General features: G+C 71.3%; 15 protein-coding genes. 13 read left to right on the top strand and 2 right to left on the bottom strand.

Annotation, left to right across the window (positions count from 1 at the left end):
* The first annotated feature begins 82 nt into the window (after nucleotides 1-82).
* The 10 genes from ACQXVK_RS00075 (at nucleotide 83) to dapF (ending at nucleotide 10,754) form a co-directional block, all read left to right on the top strand.
* A complete protein-coding gene (locus ACQXVK_RS00075) occupies nucleotides 83-3,040 on the top strand; it encodes a DNA translocase FtsK (RefSeq protein WP_430852291.1) in 2,958 nt (985 codons plus the stop codon).
* Nucleotides 3,037-3,690, top strand: a complete 654-nt coding sequence (gene pgsA / locus ACQXVK_RS00070; protein ID WP_031262665.1) for a CDP-diacylglycerol--glycerol-3-phosphate 3-phosphatidyltransferase — start codon at nucleotides 3,037-3,039, stop codon at nucleotides 3,688-3,690. Before ACQXVK_RS00075 ends, pgsA begins: the two co-directional genes overlap by 4 nt.
* Nucleotides 3,663-4,205 carry a CinA family protein gene (locus ACQXVK_RS00065; protein WP_430852290.1) on the top strand — a complete coding sequence of 181 codons (543 nt, stop codon included), beginning with the start codon at nucleotides 3,663-3,665 and terminating at the stop codon, nucleotides 4,203-4,205. The genes pgsA and ACQXVK_RS00065 overlap by 28 nt, the downstream gene beginning before the upstream one ends.
* A 154-nt stretch (nucleotides 4,206-4,359) precedes the next feature.
* On the top strand, nucleotides 4,360-4,668 hold the full coding sequence (locus ACQXVK_RS00060; RefSeq protein WP_022907384.1) for a helix-turn-helix domain-containing protein: 309 nt from the start codon (nucleotides 4,360-4,362) through the stop codon (nucleotides 4,666-4,668).
* 86 nt (nucleotides 4,669-4,754) lie between these two features.
* On the top strand, nucleotides 4,755-4,979 hold the full coding sequence (locus ACQXVK_RS00055; protein WP_022907383.1) for a DUF3046 domain-containing protein: 225 nt from the start codon (nucleotides 4,755-4,757) through the stop codon (nucleotides 4,977-4,979).
* Between the two features lie 290 nt (nucleotides 4,980-5,269).
* Entirely contained in the window at nucleotides 5,270-6,337 is a 1,068-nt protein-coding gene (gene recA / locus ACQXVK_RS00050; RefSeq protein ID WP_022907382.1) for a recombinase RecA, read from the top strand.
* Nucleotides 6,334-7,260 (top strand): regulatory protein RecX, encoded by a 927-nt coding sequence (locus tag ACQXVK_RS00045; RefSeq protein WP_430852289.1) that lies wholly within the window; start codon nucleotides 6,334-6,336, stop codon nucleotides 7,258-7,260. The genes recA and ACQXVK_RS00045 overlap by 4 nt, the downstream gene beginning before the upstream one ends.
* 29 nt (nucleotides 7,261-7,289) lie before the next feature.
* Nucleotides 7,290-8,789, top strand: coding sequence for a tRNA (N6-isopentenyl adenosine(37)-C2)-methylthiotransferase MiaB (gene miaB, locus ACQXVK_RS00040; RefSeq protein ID WP_430852288.1), 1,500 nt, complete (start codon nucleotides 7,290-7,292; stop codon nucleotides 8,787-8,789).
* Between the two features lie 127 nt (nucleotides 8,790-8,916).
* The gene (miaA, locus tag ACQXVK_RS00035; RefSeq protein ID WP_430852741.1) at nucleotides 8,917-9,867 is read left to right on the top strand and encodes a tRNA (adenosine(37)-N6)-dimethylallyltransferase MiaA; all 951 of its coding nucleotides are present in this window, start codon (nucleotides 8,917-8,919) and stop codon (nucleotides 9,865-9,867) included.
* A complete protein-coding gene (gene dapF / locus ACQXVK_RS00030; protein WP_430852287.1) occupies nucleotides 9,864-10,754 on the top strand; it encodes a diaminopimelate epimerase in 891 nt (296 codons plus the stop codon). Before miaA ends, dapF begins: the two co-directional genes overlap by 4 nt.
* 289 nt (nucleotides 10,755-11,043) lie before the next feature.
* Here the strand turns inward: dapF and ACQXVK_RS00025 are convergent, their stop codons facing one another.
* Nucleotides 11,044-11,658 (bottom strand): class I SAM-dependent methyltransferase, encoded by a 615-nt coding sequence (locus ACQXVK_RS00025; RefSeq protein ID WP_416394956.1) that lies wholly within the window; start codon nucleotides 11,656-11,658, stop codon nucleotides 11,044-11,046.
* Nucleotides 11,659-11,719: 61 nt separating this feature from the next.
* Here ACQXVK_RS00025 and hflX point away from each other — a divergent pair, with 61 nt between their 5' ends.
* The gene (gene hflX, locus ACQXVK_RS00020; RefSeq protein WP_430852286.1) at nucleotides 11,720-13,258 is read left to right on the top strand and encodes a GTPase HflX; all 1,539 of its coding nucleotides are present in this window, start codon (nucleotides 11,720-11,722) and stop codon (nucleotides 13,256-13,258) included.
* 205 nt (nucleotides 13,259-13,463) lie between these two features.
* Here the strand turns inward: hflX and lexA are convergent, their stop codons facing one another.
* Complete coding sequence (gene lexA, locus ACQXVK_RS00015) at nucleotides 13,464-14,108, bottom strand: transcriptional repressor LexA (protein WP_022907347.1); 645 nt, start codon at nucleotides 14,106-14,108, stop codon at nucleotides 13,464-13,466.
* Nucleotides 14,109-14,344: 236 nt separating this feature from the next.
* Here lexA and ACQXVK_RS00010 point away from each other — a divergent pair, with 236 nt between their 5' ends.
* A complete protein-coding gene (locus ACQXVK_RS00010; RefSeq protein WP_022907346.1) occupies nucleotides 14,345-14,710 on the top strand; it encodes a LysM peptidoglycan-binding domain-containing protein in 366 nt (121 codons plus the stop codon).
* 98 nt (nucleotides 14,711-14,808) lie between these two features.
* Nucleotides 14,809-15,633 (top strand): histidinol-phosphate transaminase (locus ACQXVK_RS00005; RefSeq protein WP_430852285.1); only part of this gene is annotated, 825 nt, incomplete at its 3' end.

The following is a 15,633-nucleotide window of genomic DNA, read 5'->3' as shown; positions in this document are numbered from 1 at the left end:
GCAACCCGCGTGCGCGCGCCGGGGACCGCATCCGCGGCGGGGCTTCCTCGGAATGTCCTGCGTGGGGCTTAGGGTTCTGCCCATGGCCGGAGGCACCAAGTCGACCACGCGCTCACGCGCGTCCTCGTCGTCCCGTGGGAGCGGGACGCGCGGGACGTCGCGCACCCAGGCCACGACGAAGAAGCTCCCACCGGCGGCCCCCGGTCCGGTCTTCCGCGAGCAGAACCCCCTGGTGACGTTCTGGCTCGCGATGGCGCACGGCGTCGGCGCGGTCTTCCGGCTGCTCGGCACCGAGACCCTCGAGAAGGACCAGCGACGCGACGGCTTCCCGTTCCTGCTGTTCGTGCTCGCGGTGGCCGGCGCCGTGGTCGAGTGGCTCAACCCGACGAACGCGGTCTCGGTCGCGCTCGACGCCTACACGTTCGGCGGCCTGTTCGGACGTCTCGCGTTCGCGCTGCCCGTGATCATGGTCGTCTTCGCCGGCTGGCTCTTCCGGCACCCGGCCTCCGTGCACGACAACACCCGGATCGGGATCGGCCTCGGGCTGCTGCTCGTCTCGATCGCGGCGCTCTGCCACGTGTTCGGCGGCCAGCCGCACGCCTCGGACGGCATGCCCGCGCTGGCGACGGCCGGCGGCGTGATCGGCTGGGTCGTCATCGCCTGGTTGGTCGCGGTCGCCACCGAGTGGGTGGCGGTGCCGGTCGCCGTGCTGCTCCTCGTGCTCTCGCTCTTCATCATCACCAAGACGCCGCCGAACAAGATCGGCCGGCGCCTGCACGAGCTCTACGCGTACCTGTTCGGCGCGCCGGCACCGGCGACCGAGACGGACGAACCCGTCGCCGAGACGCCCACGGCGCGGACGAAGCCGACGAAGAAGCGGGGCGCGAAGGGCGACACCGACTTCCAGCTCTTCGACGACCTCGGCTTCGACGACGAGCGCGCGGCGGCCGAGGCGGACGCCGACGGCGGCACCGTGCCGTGGTGGCGCCGCAACAAGTCCGGCCGCGAAGAGGACCCCGCGTACGACAGCCCCGTGATCAGCGGCGCGACGTCGACCGTGCCCCCGGCGGCCGCCCCCGCCGCGGGTTCCGATGCCGGTGCCGCGGCCGGCCTCGTCGACCACACACCGGCCGAGCCGGGCTCGGTCAACCTCAACGACTCGGTCGAGCAGGACCTCGAGATCGCCGAGCAGGCGCTCCGCGACTTCGGGACCCCGGTGCCGGAGCGTCCCGCCGCGGCCGAGTTCGTCCGTCCGGACGCCGCGGTGTCGCCGGTGGTGTCCCCGTCGCTCCCGGTCGAGGAACCCCAGCTCGACGCCACGGACGACGCGGACGGCTTGCCCCCGGTCGCCGGCCCCGACGAGGACCCCGCCGCCCCGTACCGGCTGCCCGCCGCGACGACGCTGAGCTCCGGCACGCCGTCCGTCGCCCGCAGCCAGGCCAACGACGACATCGTCGCCGCGATCACGAGCGTCCTCACCGAGTTCAAGGTGGACGCGAAGGTCACCGGCTTCTCGCGCGGCCCGACCGTCACCCGGTACGAGATCGAGCTCGGCCCCGGCGTGAAGGTGGAGCGGGTCACCGCGCTGTCCAAGAACCTGTCGTACGCGGTCGCCTCGAACGAGGTCCGCATCCTCTCGCCGATCCCGGGCAAGAGCGCGATCGGTGTCGAGATCCCGAACACCGACCGCGAGACGGTGTCCCTCGGCGATGTGCTGCGGTCGAACGCGGCACGGAAGTCCAAGCACCCGATGACCATCGGCGTCGGCAAGGACGTCGAGGGTGGCTTCGTCGTGGCGAACCTCGCGAAGATGCCGCACCTGCTCGTCGCCGGCTCCACGGGGTCCGGCAAGTCGGTGTTCATCAACTCGATGATCACCTCGCTGCTCATGCGCGCGAAGCCGTCCGAGGTCCGCATGGTCCTCGTCGACCCGAAGCGCGTCGAGCTCTCGATCTACGCCGGCGTCCCGCACCTCATCACGCCCATCATCACGAACCCCAAGAAGGCTGCCGAGGCGCTGCAGTGGGTCGTGAAGGAGATGGACATGCGGTACGACGACCTGGCGTCGTTCGGGTTCCGGCACGTCGACGACTTCAACAAGGCGATCGCCAACAACGAGATCATCCTGCCCGCGGGCAGCGAGCGGAAGCTCAAGCCGTACCCGTACCTGCTCGTCGTCGTCGACGAGCTCGCGGACCTGATGCTCGTCGCGCCCCGTGACGTCGAGGAGTCGATCGTCCGCATCACCCAGCTCGCCCGAGCCGCCGGCATCCACCTGGTGCTCGCGACGCAGCGCCCGTCGGTCGACGTCATCACCGGACTGATCAAGGCCAACGTGCCGTCGCGCATCGCGTTCGCGGTGACGAGCGTCACCGACTCCCGGGTCATCCTCGACCAGCCGGGCGCCGACAAGCTCATCGGCCAGGGCGACGCGCTCTTCCTGCCGATGGGGTCCTCGAAGTCCCTGCGCGTGCAGGGCGCCTGGGTGCAGGAGAGCGAGGTCGCCGAGGTCGTCCAGCACGTCACCCGGCAGGCCCGCCCGGAGTACCGGCAGGACGTCCAGGCCGTGGTCGAGCGCAAGGAGATCGACGCGGACATCGGCGACGACCTCGAGCTGTTGCTCGCGGCCGTCGAGCAGGTCGTGTCGACGCAGTTCGGGTCGACCTCGATGCTGCAGCGGAAGCTCCGAGTCGGGTTCGCCAAGGCCGGACGACTCATGGACCTCATGGAGTCCCGCGACATCGTCGGGCCCTCCGAGGGCTCCAAGGCACGCGACGTCCTCGTGACGACCGACCAGCTGCCGGCCGTGCTCGCGAAGCTCCGGGGCGAGGAGCCACCGGCGGGTGCCGCAGCGGCCGCCCCCGCCCCTGCCGGCGGTCCTGGTGGCACTCCGGCCGCCGCGGTCCCGACGTCGCCGTCCGCGCCGACCGGCGACACCGACCGGTACGGTTCCGATCCGGTGGCGGACATGACCCGCGGGTACGATGAGGTCGACGACGAGCCCGATGAGGACGCGTGGGGACTGACGGGCAGGGAGTGAGTGCGATGACCGCCTCGGACAGCACGGAGACCACGCACGGCGCACGCTTCCCGTGGCGCGGCCGGCTCCTGCGCAAGGGCCCCGGCCCGGCGTCGACGGGCAACGTCGCGAACATCATCACGGTCGTGCGCATCCTGATGGCGCCGCTGTTCTTCGTGCTGCTGTTGACGGATGCCGGTGCCGACGGGTCGCTGCGCATCTGGGCGGCCGTCGTCTTCGTCGTGGCGATCGTGACGGACAGCGCCGACGGGATCATCGCCCGGCGGCAGAACCTCGTCACCGACTTCGGGAAGCTCGTCGACCCGATCGCCGACAAGGTCCTCATCGGTGGGGCGCTCGTCGCCCTGTCGATCCTCGGCGAGCTGCCTTGGTACGTGACCGTGCTGATCATGGTCCGTGAGATCGGCATCACGGTGTTCCGCTTCGCGGTCCTCTCCGACCGGGTGATCCCGGCGAGCCGTGGCGGCAAGATCAAGACCGTCCTGCAGGCCGTCGCGCTGACCGCCGCGCTCTTCCCGTGGTGGAACCTCGTCGGGGACTGGGCGCACTGGGTGAACGGCATCCTGATGACCGCGGCGCTCCTGGCGACCGTCCTGAGCGGGATCGACTACCTGTACCAGGCGTGGAAGCACAACCGGACCACGGCGTGACCCCGGCCGACGACCGGGCCGACGTCGCCGCGGTCGCCCGCGACCTCGTCGCCCGGCTGACGGACGCGGGGGAGACCGTCGCGGTGGCCGAGTCGCTCACCGGCGGCCTCGTCGTGTCGACGTTGGTGGCGGTCCCCGGAGCCAGCGCGGTGGTCCGCGGCGGGGTGGTGGCCTACGCGACGCCCGTGAAGCACACCGTGCTCGGTGTCTCCGAGGCGCTGCTCGCGTCGAACGGCGCCGTCGACCCAGAGGTCGCGCGGCAGATGGCGGCCGGCGTCCGGCGGGCTCTCGCGGTCGACGGCGATCCCGCGACCTGGGGGATCAGCACGACCGGTGTCGCCGGGCCGGACCCGCAGGACGGTCAGCCCGTGGGCACCGTGTTCGTCGGCATCGCGGACGTGGACGGCGCCGTGTCCTTCGAACTGCACCTCGACGGCGACCGCGATGCAATCCGACGGGCGACCGTCTCCGAACTCCTGGCACGGATGTCGTCCACGATCCGGGGCCGGGAATAGGTCCCGTTTCCACTGGGTTACATCTCACGCAATCTCCAGCAGTAGAGCAGCCAGCGTGGTTAGCATGCTGCAACCGGCAACGCTACTGTTGCTGAACCCGAACTCGGCCACCCGGACCGAGCGGGCGCGGAGACGACAGAGAGGAGGAGTTCTCATGGTTCTCGTTCGTCAGGAAATCGGCGACGTTCTGCGGGACTTCCGCTTGCAGAAGGGCCGGACCCTCCGTCAGGTCGCGTCCAAGGCCAGCGTGGCTCTCGGGTACCTCAGCGAGGTCGAGCGCGGGCAGAAGGAAGCCAGCTCGGAGATCCTCGCGTCCGTCGCGGACGCGCTGGACACCCCGATCTCGACCATCATGCGTGAGGTCGGCGACCGCCTCGCGGTCATCGAGGGACTCACCCCGGTCCCCGACACGCTCCCGGACGACCTCGTCGCCGAGTTCGACAACGACCTCGCGGTGCGCTGACGCCACCGCTTCGAAGAACGCCCCCGTCGGTCCGCCGGCGGGGGCGTTCGTCGTTCGCGGGGTGACGCCGTGGCTACGCTGGAACGATGCGTGTGAGTGAGTTCTGGCGGGCCGTCGACCAGGTGTTCGGCGATGCGTACGGTGCCGTCGTCAGCCGTGACGTCGTGCTCGAGGAGCTCGGTGGACGATCGGCGGCCGAGGCACTCGACGCGGGGATCGATGCGCGCCGCGTGTGGGAGGCGCTGTGCGAGTCGCAGGACGTCCCGCTCGAGAAGCGGCACGGCAAGGGGTTGGCGGAGCCGAGGGACTGAGGCGGGGCGGGCGGGCGGGCGCGCGCATCGCTCACGCGCCGTCCGAAACTCTGTTCGGCGTGTTGCTCGAACGGGTGTTCGATCGGTGGTAGCTTCCTCCACAGCGGCGCTGTCCAGTGAGTTCGTCCACAGATCGCGTGGCCGTCGGCAGTGATGTCGGTGGCCCGCCCTAGGTTCGAGTCAACGGGAACAGCCCGAAGCCTTGTCGCTGAAGCACCGGCCCTGCACCATCGGCCGGGGTGGACGCGACAGCCTACAGGCGGCCGACACCGAGCACGAAGGAGCACACCATGCCATCACCCCAGGACCGCGAGAAGGCCCTCGAGACCGCTCTCGCCCAGATCGACCGTCAGTTCGGCAAGGGCACGGTCATGCGCCTCGGCTCGGACGAGCGTGCTCCCGTCGCCACCATCCCGACGGGGTCGGTCGCGCTCGACGTCGCGCTCGGCATCGGCGGACTCCCGCGCGGCCGCATCATCGAGATCTACGGCCCGGAGTCGTCGGGTAAGACGACCCTGACGCTGCACGCGATCGCCAACGCCCAGCGCGCGGGCGGCATCGCAGCCTTCATCGACGCCGAGCACGCGCTCGACCCCGAGTACGCGAAGAAGCTCGGTGTCGACATCGACGCGCTGCTCGTCTCCCAGCCGGACACCGGTGAGCAGGCGCTCGAGATCGCCGACATGCTCGTCCGTTCCGGTTCCATCGACCTCGTCGTCATCGACTCCGTCGCCGCGCTCGTGCCCCGTGCCGAGATCGAGGGCGAGATGGGTGACTCGCACGTCGGTCTGCAGGCCCGACTCATGTCGCAGGCGCTCCGCAAGCTCGCCGGTGGCCTCAACCAGACGCAGACCACGATGATCTTCATCAACCAGCTGCGCGAGAAGATCGGTGTGTTCTTCGGTAGCCCGGAGACCACCGCCGGCGGCAAGGCGCTGAAGTTCTACGCCTCGGTCCGTCTCGACATCCGTCGCATCGAGACGCTCAAGAGCGGCACCGACGCGGTCGGCAACCGCACTCGCGTCAAGGTCGTGAAGAACAAGATGGCCCCGCCCTTCAAGCAGGCCGAGTTCGACATCCTGTACGGCACGGGCATCTCGCGCGAGGGCTCGTTGCTCGACTTCGGTGTCGACCACGGCATCGTCAAGAAGTCGGGTGCCTGGTACACCTACGACGGTGACCAGCTCGGACAGGGCAAGGAGAACTCGCGTTCCTTCCTGATCCAGAACCCCGAGATCGCGGCCGAGATCGAGGGCAAGATCCTCGCGAAGCTCGGTGTCGGCGGTGCGTCGGCCGAAGCGGTCGAGGCGCCCGTCGACTCCATCGCGCCGAAGATCGCGGAGCGCAAGGGCGCGTGACGACCGACCACGACGGCGACGAGGGCCTCGCACCGGTCACCGACCTCTTCGGTGCACGCGGTGCGCGGTCCCGTCGCCCCGCGGCCGGTCCGGCTGCCACGCCGGACACAGCCGCGCACGACCGGGCGAACCGTCATGACACCGGACCCCTCGCCGGCAGGGGCAGCGGCACCGACACCGACACCGACACCGACGCCGATGCCGACGCGGACGCGCCGGTCCCGCTGCCGGTCCGGGGCGCCAGGGCGCAGGCCGAATGGCTCTCACCCGTCGTCGGGGACGGCTCTGGTCGGAGTGCCCGCGCTGAGCAGGACGGCTACGACGACCGCACGGCGGACGCCACGACCGCGTCCGTCTTCGCGATCGACGGCGGTGCCGAGCTCGACCCGACCGATGCGCCCCGTCCGGTCGACGAACAGCGCGCGGATGCCGAACGGCTGAGCATGCGTGCTCTCGGGCGCAAGGGCGTCAGCGAGTCCGAGCTCCGGACGATGCTGACGAAGAACGATCTCGACCCGGACGTCGTCGAGTTCGAGATCCAACGACTCACCCGTGTCGGTCTCGTGGACGACGTGGCACTCGCGACCGACCTCGTGGACCGTCTGCACGACCGGAAGGGTCTCGGCCGGCAAGGGGTCGTCGCCGAGCTCCGACGGCGCGGGATCGATCAGGCAGCGATCGACGCGGCACTCGAAGCGGCTGCCGACGACGAGGACGACGAGTTCGTCCGCGCGATCGAACTGGCGCAGAAGCGTGCGGGCCAGCTCCGCGGCCTCGACCGGGCCACGGCGGAACGTCGGCTCTCCGGGTTCCTGATGCGCAAGGGCTACAACGGCGGAGTCGTCCGCATCGCGGTCGAGCGTGCGCTCGACGGCGGTGGCCGCCCGCCGGCCGGCCCGCGCGGTTCCGTCCGCTTCGAGTAGCGTCCCGACGGTTTTACACTGGGACGACCATGGCCACCGTCGCAGCGCGCCCCCGCACCTACCAAGTCCGCACCTACGGGTGCCAGATGAACGTGCACGACTCCGAGCGGTTGAGCGGGTCGCTGCAGGCCGCCGGCTACGTCGCGGCCGACGGCGAGCAGGCAGACGTCGTCGTCATCAACACGTGCGCCGTGCGCGAGAACGCCGACAACCGGCTGTACGGCAACCTCGGGCAGCTCGCGGGCATCAAGCGCGAGCACCCCGGCATGCAGATCGCGGTCGGCGGGTGCCTGGCACAGAAGGACAAGAACGTCATCCTCGAGAAGGCGCCGTGGGTCGACGTCGTCTTCGGCACGCACAACATGGGCTCGCTGCCCATCCTGCTCGAACGTGCCCGGCACAACGACGAGGCGCAGATCGAGATCCTCGAGTCGCTCGACGTCTTCCCCTCCACCCTGCCGACGAAGCGCGACTCCACGCACAGCGGATGGGTGTCGATCTCGGTCGGCTGCAACAACACGTGCACGTTCTGCATCGTGCCGTCACTCCGCGGCAAGGAGAAGGACCGCCGACCGGGTGACGTGCTCGCCGAGATCCAGGCGCTCGTCGACGACGGGGCGATCGAGGTGACACTGCTCGGTCAGAACGTGAACTCCTACGGGGTGGAGTTCGGGGACCGCCAGGCGTTCGGCAAGCTCCTGCGCGCCGCCGGGCAGATCGACGGCCTCGAGCGGATCCGGTTCACGAGCCCGCACCCGGCCGCCTTCACGGACGACGTCATCGACGCCATGGCGGAGACGCCGAACGTGATGCCGCAGCTGCACATGCCGTTGCAGTCCGGCTCGGACCGCGTCCTCAAGGCGATGCGCCGCAGCTACCGGAGCGAGCGGTTCCTCGGCATCCTCGACCGCGTCCGGGCGAAGATCCCGCACGCGGCGATCTCGACCGACATCATCGTCGGGTTCCCCGGTGAGACCGACGCCGACTTCGAGGACACCCTGCGCGTCGTCGAGCAGTCGCGCTTCGCGTCGGCGTTCACGTTCCAGTACTCGATCCGTCCGGGCACCCCCGCGGCGACGATGGACGAGCAGCTGCCGAAGGACGTCGTGCAGGAACGCTACGAGCGACTCGTCGCCCTGCAGGAGCACATCACCGCCGAGGAGAACGCGAAGCAGGTCGGCCGCACGGTCGAGGTGCTCGTCGCGACCGGCGAAGGCAAGAAGGACGACGCGACCCGGCGGCTGTCCGGACGCGCCGAGGACTCCCGGCTCGTGCACTTCTCGGTGCCGGACGGCTCCGACGTGCCCCGGCCCGGCGACGTCGTCACGGTCGAGGTCACGCGGTCGGCGCCGCACTTCCTCCTCGCCGACGGCGACACGCCGCTGCGGATCCGTCGCACCCGCGCCGGCGACGCGTGGGACCGGGCCCAGGCCGAGAGCTGCGGGGTGCCGACGCCGACCACGGCCGGTGCCACCGACGCTCCGCGGCCGGTCTCGCTCGGCCTGCCCACGCTCCGTGTCGGGCGCTGACGAGGAGCGCGCCGACCCCGCGCGCCCCGCCGACTCCGCGCGACCCGCCGACCCCGCGCGCGCAGCCGACCCCGCGCGCCCCGCCGACCCCGCGCGACCCGCCGACCCCGCGCGCGCTGCCGACGCCGTGAGCGCTGCCGACGCCGCGCGCGCAGCCGACGCCGATCTGATCGCGGTCGTCGGGGCGACCGGCACCGGCAAGTCCGACCTCGGCATCGCCATCGCCGAACGCCTCCTCGCCGCAGGCCGACCGGCCGAGATCGTCAACGCCGACGCCATGCAGCTCTACCGGGGCATGGACATCGGCACCGCGAAGCTCGGGGTCGAAGAGCGCCGGGGCATCCCGCACCACCAGCTCGACGTCCTGGACGTCACCGACGAGGCCAGTGTGGCCGCGTACCAGCGCGACGCCCGGGCCGAGATCGAGGCGATCCACCGCCGCGGGGCCGTCGCCCTGCTCGTCGGCGGGAGCGGGCTCTACGTGTCCGCGGTGCTGTTCGACCTGGCCTTCCCGGGGACCGACCCCGAGTTGCGGGCACGGCTCGAGCGCGAGCACGAGGAACGCGGCCCGGGCATCCTGCTGGAGCGGCTCCGCGGCCTCGACCCGTCGGCGGCGGCGACCATCGACGCGCGCAATCCGCGGCGGTTGATCCGCGCACTCGAGATCGCGAGCCGGTCCGAGGTCGTGACCCCGAGCCTCCCGTCCGCGCCCCGCGCCTGGCGACCCGCGCGCATCCTGCGCCTGCACCGTGAACGCGCCGAGCTCGTCGACGCGCTCCACGAGCGCGCGGCGCGCATGTTCGCCGCGGGGCTGGTCGACGAGGTCGAGGGCCTCCGCGAGCGCGGACTCGAGTCGGGGCGGACCGCGCGGGCGGCGATCGGGTACTCGCAGGCGCTCGAGGTGCTGCGCGGCGACGCGTCCGTCGATCAGGCTATCGAGGCGACCGGCGTCGCGACCCGGAAGTACGCCCGACGGCAGGTGTCGTGGTTCCGGCGGTACACGGACGCCGAGGTCCTCGACGTCACCGGCGCGGACCGGGCTGCGCTGACGGCGGCTGCCCGTAGGATCGTCCCGTGACCGAGCTGCACTTCACCAAGGGCCAGGGGACCGGCAACGACTTCGTCCTGTTCGCCGACCCCGACGCGTCGGTCGACCTGACCCCCGAGCGGATCCGCGCCATCGCGGACCGCCGGTTCGGTGTGGGTGGCGACGGAGTCATCCGCGCCGTCCGGTCCGAGTCACTGCCCGAGGGGCGCGCGCTCGTCGCCGAGGACCCCGCGGCGACGTGGTTCATGGACTACCACAACGCCGACGGCACGGTCGCCGAGATGTGCGGCAACGGCATCCGCGTGTTCGCGCGGTACCTCACCGAGTCGGGGCTCGTCGACCTCACCCCCGGCGAGACCCTGACCGTCGGCAGCCGCAAGGGACTCGTCGACATCCAGCGGACGACCAACGGCTTCTCCGCCGACCTCGGGCGATGGGGCCTCGGCATCGAGGGCGGCGGCTCGGACGACGTGCTCGTGCGGGCGAAGAACCTCGACGGAGCACGCCCTGGGCTCGGCATCGATGTCGGCAACCCCCACGTGGTGGTCGCCGTCGCGACCGAGGACGAACTCGCCGAGGTCGACCTCACGTACGTGCCGGTGCTCGATCCGGTCCCCGCGGCCGGCGCGAACGTCGAGTTCGTGCTGCCCGGCGACCCGCTCGTGCAGGACGGGGTGGGACAGATCACGATGCGCGTCCACGAGCGCGGCAGCGGCGAGACCCTGTCGTGCGGCACCGGTGCGGTGGCTGCGGCCCTGGCGACGCGGTACTGGGCGGGCAACGGGGCGCCGGACACCTGGCGCGTGCGCGTTCCCGGCGGCGTCGTGACGGTGCGCATCTTCGCGGCGGAGGACGGCGAGCACGTCGCGCTCTCCGGTCCTGCGGAACTCGTCTTCTCGGGTGACCTGACGGTCTGACCCCGGCTGGGCTCCGGCCAGGAGGCGCGGCTCGGCACGCCGACGCCGGTCGCGCTGGCCGACTGCCGCGCGCGGGTCGCGCTGCCCGGTCGCGCTGCCCGGCCGCGGCGCGCGGGTCGCGCTGCCCGGCCGCGGGCGCATCGAACCACGTTCCCGACATCGCGCCACCCGCTCGCGCTGGTTCGATGTCGGAACCGTGGTTCCATCCGGACCGATCGCCCGGCGCGCCCGGAGCGCCCGGAGCGCCCGGAGCGCCCGAGCGCCCCGTTCGCCGTGGCCCGCCCCCGGCCTACTCGGCCGCGCGGTGCACCCGCAGCACCCGGAACCCCTTGTCCGTCGACGCCCGCGACACGTGGAACCCACCGTCGAGCGTGTCGTGCAACCACCGCTGCAGCGAGTCGCCGCCGAGGTCCTTCGACACGACCAGCCAGGCGTCGCCCCCGACCTCGAGCCGGGGCAACCACGTCAACAGGATCTGGTGCAGCTCGTCCTTGCCGACCCGGATGGGCGGGTTCGACCAGATCGTCCGGAACCGCAGGTCGGCGGGCACCTCGTCCGGCAGGGCGACGGTGACGTTGTCGACCCCCGCGGTCGCGGCGTTCGCCCGGGCGAGCCCCAGCACACGCTCGTTGACGTCGACGCCCCACACCTCGGCACCGGGGGAGTCGAGCGCCATCGTGATCGCGATCGGGCCCCACCCGCACCCGACGTCGAGCAGGGCGCCGTCGTGCGCCGGGGGCGGCACGGAGCCGAGCAGCACGCGGGTCCCGCGGTCGAGGCCGTCGGGGCTGAAGACCCCCGCAGCGGTGGTCAGCGTGAGCGGCCGACCGGCGAGGGTGACGTGGATCTGGCGTTCGCGGGTGTCCGACGACGGGTTCGCGGAGAAGTAGTGGTCGTTCGCCATGGATGAACCGTACCGGGAACCCCGTGTGTCCCGAGGCCCAGAGCGGTACCCTGTGGAGAAGATGACGGACACCACGAACCGAGACGCAGAGACCACCGACGACAGCGCTGCTGGTGTCGTCGAGCGGGTCCTGCGCAACGCCGACTCCCGCGCGAGTTCCTCGATCTTCGCCCCCGCGCAGGCGATCCAGACCCGATCGGTCGACGACCACGCCTGGACGGGCGACGGCGACCAGTACGACCGCGAAGACCGTGCGGCGCTCCGCCGCGTCGCCGGGCTCTCCACCGAACTCGAGGACGTCACCGAGGTCGAGTACCGGCAGCTCCGGCTCGAGCAGGTCGTCCTGATCGGTGTGTACCCGCACGGGGACGCCGCCGACGCCGAGAACTCGCTCCGCGAACTCGCCGCCCTCGCCGAGACCGCGGGTGCCGTGGTGCTCGACGGCCTGCTGCAGCGGCGCCCGAACCCCGACCCCTCCACCTACCTCGGCAAGGGCAAGGCAGAGGAGCTCGCGATGGTCGTCAAGGCGACCGGCGCGGACACGGTCATCGCGGACACCGAACTCGCACCGTCCCAGCGTCGTGCGCTCGAGGACGTGGTGAAGGTCAAGGTGATCGACCGGACGGCCGTGATCCTCGACATCTTCAGCCAGCACGCCAAGAGCCGCGAGGGCAAGGCGCAGGTCGAGCTCGCCCAGCTCGAGTACCTCCTGCCGCGTCTGCGTGGGTGGGGTGAGTCGATGTCCCGCCAGGCCGGTGGTCAGGTCTCCGGCGGTGCGGGTATGGGCTCGCGTGGTCCCGGTGAGACGAAGATCGAGCTCGACCGTCGTCGCATCCACACGCGCATGTCGAAGCTCCGTCGTCAGATCGCCTCGTTCCGACCCGCGCGCGAGGCCAAGCGCGCCGAGCGCAACCGCAACGAGGTCCCGAGCGTCGCGATCGCCGGCTACACCAACGCCGGCAAGTCCTCGCTGCTCAACCGCCTGACGAGCGCGGGCGTCCTCGTGCAGAACCAGCTGTTCGCGACGCTGGACTCGACCGTCCGCCGCACCAACTCGGCGAAGGGTCGCGAGTACACGTTCGCCGACACGGTCGGGTTCGTGCGCAACCTGCCGCACCAGCTCGTCGAGGCCTTCCGCTCCACCCTCGAGGAGGTCGGCGACGCCGACGTCATCGTGCACGTCGTCGACGGCTCCCACCCGGACCCCGCAGCGCAGCTCGCGACCGTGCGGGACGTCATCGGTGACGTGGGCGCCCTGGACATCCCCGAGATCGTCGCGTTCAACAAGTCGGACCTCATCGACGAGTCGCAGCGGCTCGTCCTGGTCGGCCTCGTCCCGGACGCCGTGTTCGTCTCGGCGCGCACGGGCGAGGGCATCCAGGACCTGCTCGAGGCGATCGAGTCGCGGCTGCCCGAGCCGGACGTCGAGCTGACCGTCGTGGTGCCGTACGACCGAGGGGACCTCGTGTCGTCGTTGCACGACGCGGGTGCGGTCGAGCACGTCGACTACGTCGAGGACGGCACCCGGCTGCAGGTCCGCGTGTTCCAGCGTCAGGTCGCAGAGCTCGACCCCTTCGTGGTCGCGCCCGTCGCGTCCTGAGCCGTCCGGCGCGCTGACGCGGTCCAGGAGGCGCGGCGCAAGCCCACCTCCCGGCCCACGCAGGCTGAGCGGTTCCGCCCGGCGCCGCACGACGAAAGCCGGTCCGAACCACGTCATCACGTGGTTCGGACCGGCTTCGGTTGTTCCTGAGCTCGCACGGCCGACCCTGCCCGACCCGGGTGCCCGGAGCCCGACGCGGTCGACGTCAGATGGAGCGGAGGACCGCGACGACCTTGCCGAGCACGGTCGCGGCATCGCCGAGGATCGGCTCGAACGCGGTGTTGCGGGGGAGCAGCCACGTGTGGCCGTCCCGCTGCCGGAAGACCTTGACGGTGGCTTCCTCGTCGAGCATGGCGGCGACGATGTCACCGTTCTCGGCGGTCTGCTGCGACCGCACGACCACCCAGTCCCCGTCGCAGATGGCGGCGTCGATCATCGACTCGCCCACGACCTTGAGCATGAACAGGTCGCCCGTGCCGACGAGCTGTCGGGGGAGCGGGACGATTTCGTCGACGTGCTGCTCGGCGGTGATCGGCACACCCGCGGCGATGCGACCGACCAGCGGGACGAGGGTCGTCGCGTCGACGTCGGGGCCCTCGGTGTCGGGCGTCGGTTCGTCCACGAGCACCTCGAGCGCCCGCGGACGGTTCGGGTCACGACGGATCCACCCACCGAGCTCGAGCTGCCCGAGCTGGTGGGAGACGCTCGACAGTGAGGAGAGGCCGGCGGCGTCCCCGATCTCGCGCATGCTCGGCGGGTAGCCCCGGCTCGCGATCGACGCACGGATCGCGTCGAGGATCGCCTGCTGCTTCGCCGTCAGCGGCTTCTGGCCCCGCAGTTCGTCCGCCACGTCGTCTCGCCCTTCGTCGGTGCCGGGCCGTGCCCGCGGGAATGTCGGTGGTCCCCGCTTGACTTGTCCCAGTCGATCGAAACAGTATCCGACCGGTCACCGCCGGACAAACACCTGTTCGAGCGTGTCGGCAGAAAACCCACCAGAAATCTCCGCACAGGACTTGTGCGGCTCGTCATTCGAAACTATGTTCGGTACAGGACTTCGGTTCACCCGAACGGGAAGGCAAGAACGACATGAGCACCATCGCCATCGCTGACATCCAGCGCACCGCGCCCGCCGTGCGTACGCGCCTGCGCCTCACGCGTCGCGGTCGGGTCGTCCTGACGACGCTCGCCGCGATCCCGCTGCTGATCGGTGTGGCACTCGCCGTGCTGAACGGCGGGCAGGCGTCCGCCGGCAACACCGAGTCGCACGCCCACTTCGAGACCGTGACGATCCAGCCGGGCGAGACGCTCTGGCAGCTCGCCGAAGAGACCGCGCCGAACGCCGACCCGCGTGACTTCGTGCAGGACGTCGTGAGCCTCAACGCCCTCGACGGCTCCGGTCTGCAGGCCGGTCAGGAGATCGCGATCCCGGCGCAGTACACCGCCGCGCACTGACGCGACGCCGGCCGCCACGGAGCGCCGCAGAAGTGTCGCGACGGCCCACCGTCCGGACGGCCGGTCGTCCGACCGCCCATGCGGCCTACGATGGATCGGTGGCATTCACGCTCGAAGACCTCCCGATCCGAGACGACCTGCGCGGGCAGAGCCCGTACGGCGCACCGCAGAAGCACGTGCGCGTGCAGCTCAACGTCAACGAGAACACGCATCCGGTGCCGGCTGACGTCGCCGAGGACATCGTGTCGTCGATCCGGCAGGCGCTGACCACCGTGAACCGCTACCCGGACCGCGAGTTCTCCGAGCTGCGGCAGTCCCTCGCGGACTACCTGCAGCGCGACACCGCGCCGGGGCAGCCGCTCGGCCCGGAGCAGATCTGGGCGGCCAACGGCTCGAACGAGGTCCTCCAGCAGCTCCTGCAGGCGTTCGGCGGGCCGGGGCGCAGTGTGCTCGGGTTCCCTCCGACCTACTCGATGCACTCGATCCTGGCCTCGGGCACCGGCACGACGTGGATCCCCGCCCAGCGCGACGACGAGTTCCGGATCTCGCCCGAGACGGTCGTGGCGGCCATCCGCGAGCACCAGCCGGACATCGTGTTCCTCTGCGGGCCGAACAACCCGACCGGGACCCCGCTCCCGATCGAGACGATCGAGGCCGCGTACGCCGCGACCGACGGCATCGTGATGGTGGACGAGGCCTACGCCGAGTTCATGCCGGCCGACGCCCCGAGCGCGCTGACGCTGCTGCCCGGCCGCGAGCGCCTCGTCGTGTCCCGCACCATGAGCAAGGCCTTCGCGTTCGCCGGTGCCCGCGTGGGCTACATGGCCGCCCACCCGGCCGTCATCGACGCGATCCGGCTCGTCCGGCTGCCGTACCACCTGTCCGCCCTGACGCAGGCGGCCGCGGTCGCAGCGCTCCGGCAC

Source organism: Curtobacterium sp. AB451 (assembly GCF_050585845.1).
GTDB lineage: Bacteria > Actinomycetota > Actinomycetes > Actinomycetales > Microbacteriaceae > Curtobacterium.
Note: the sequence above shows the minus strand (reverse complement) of the source record. Positions and strands in the feature narration are given on the sequence as shown.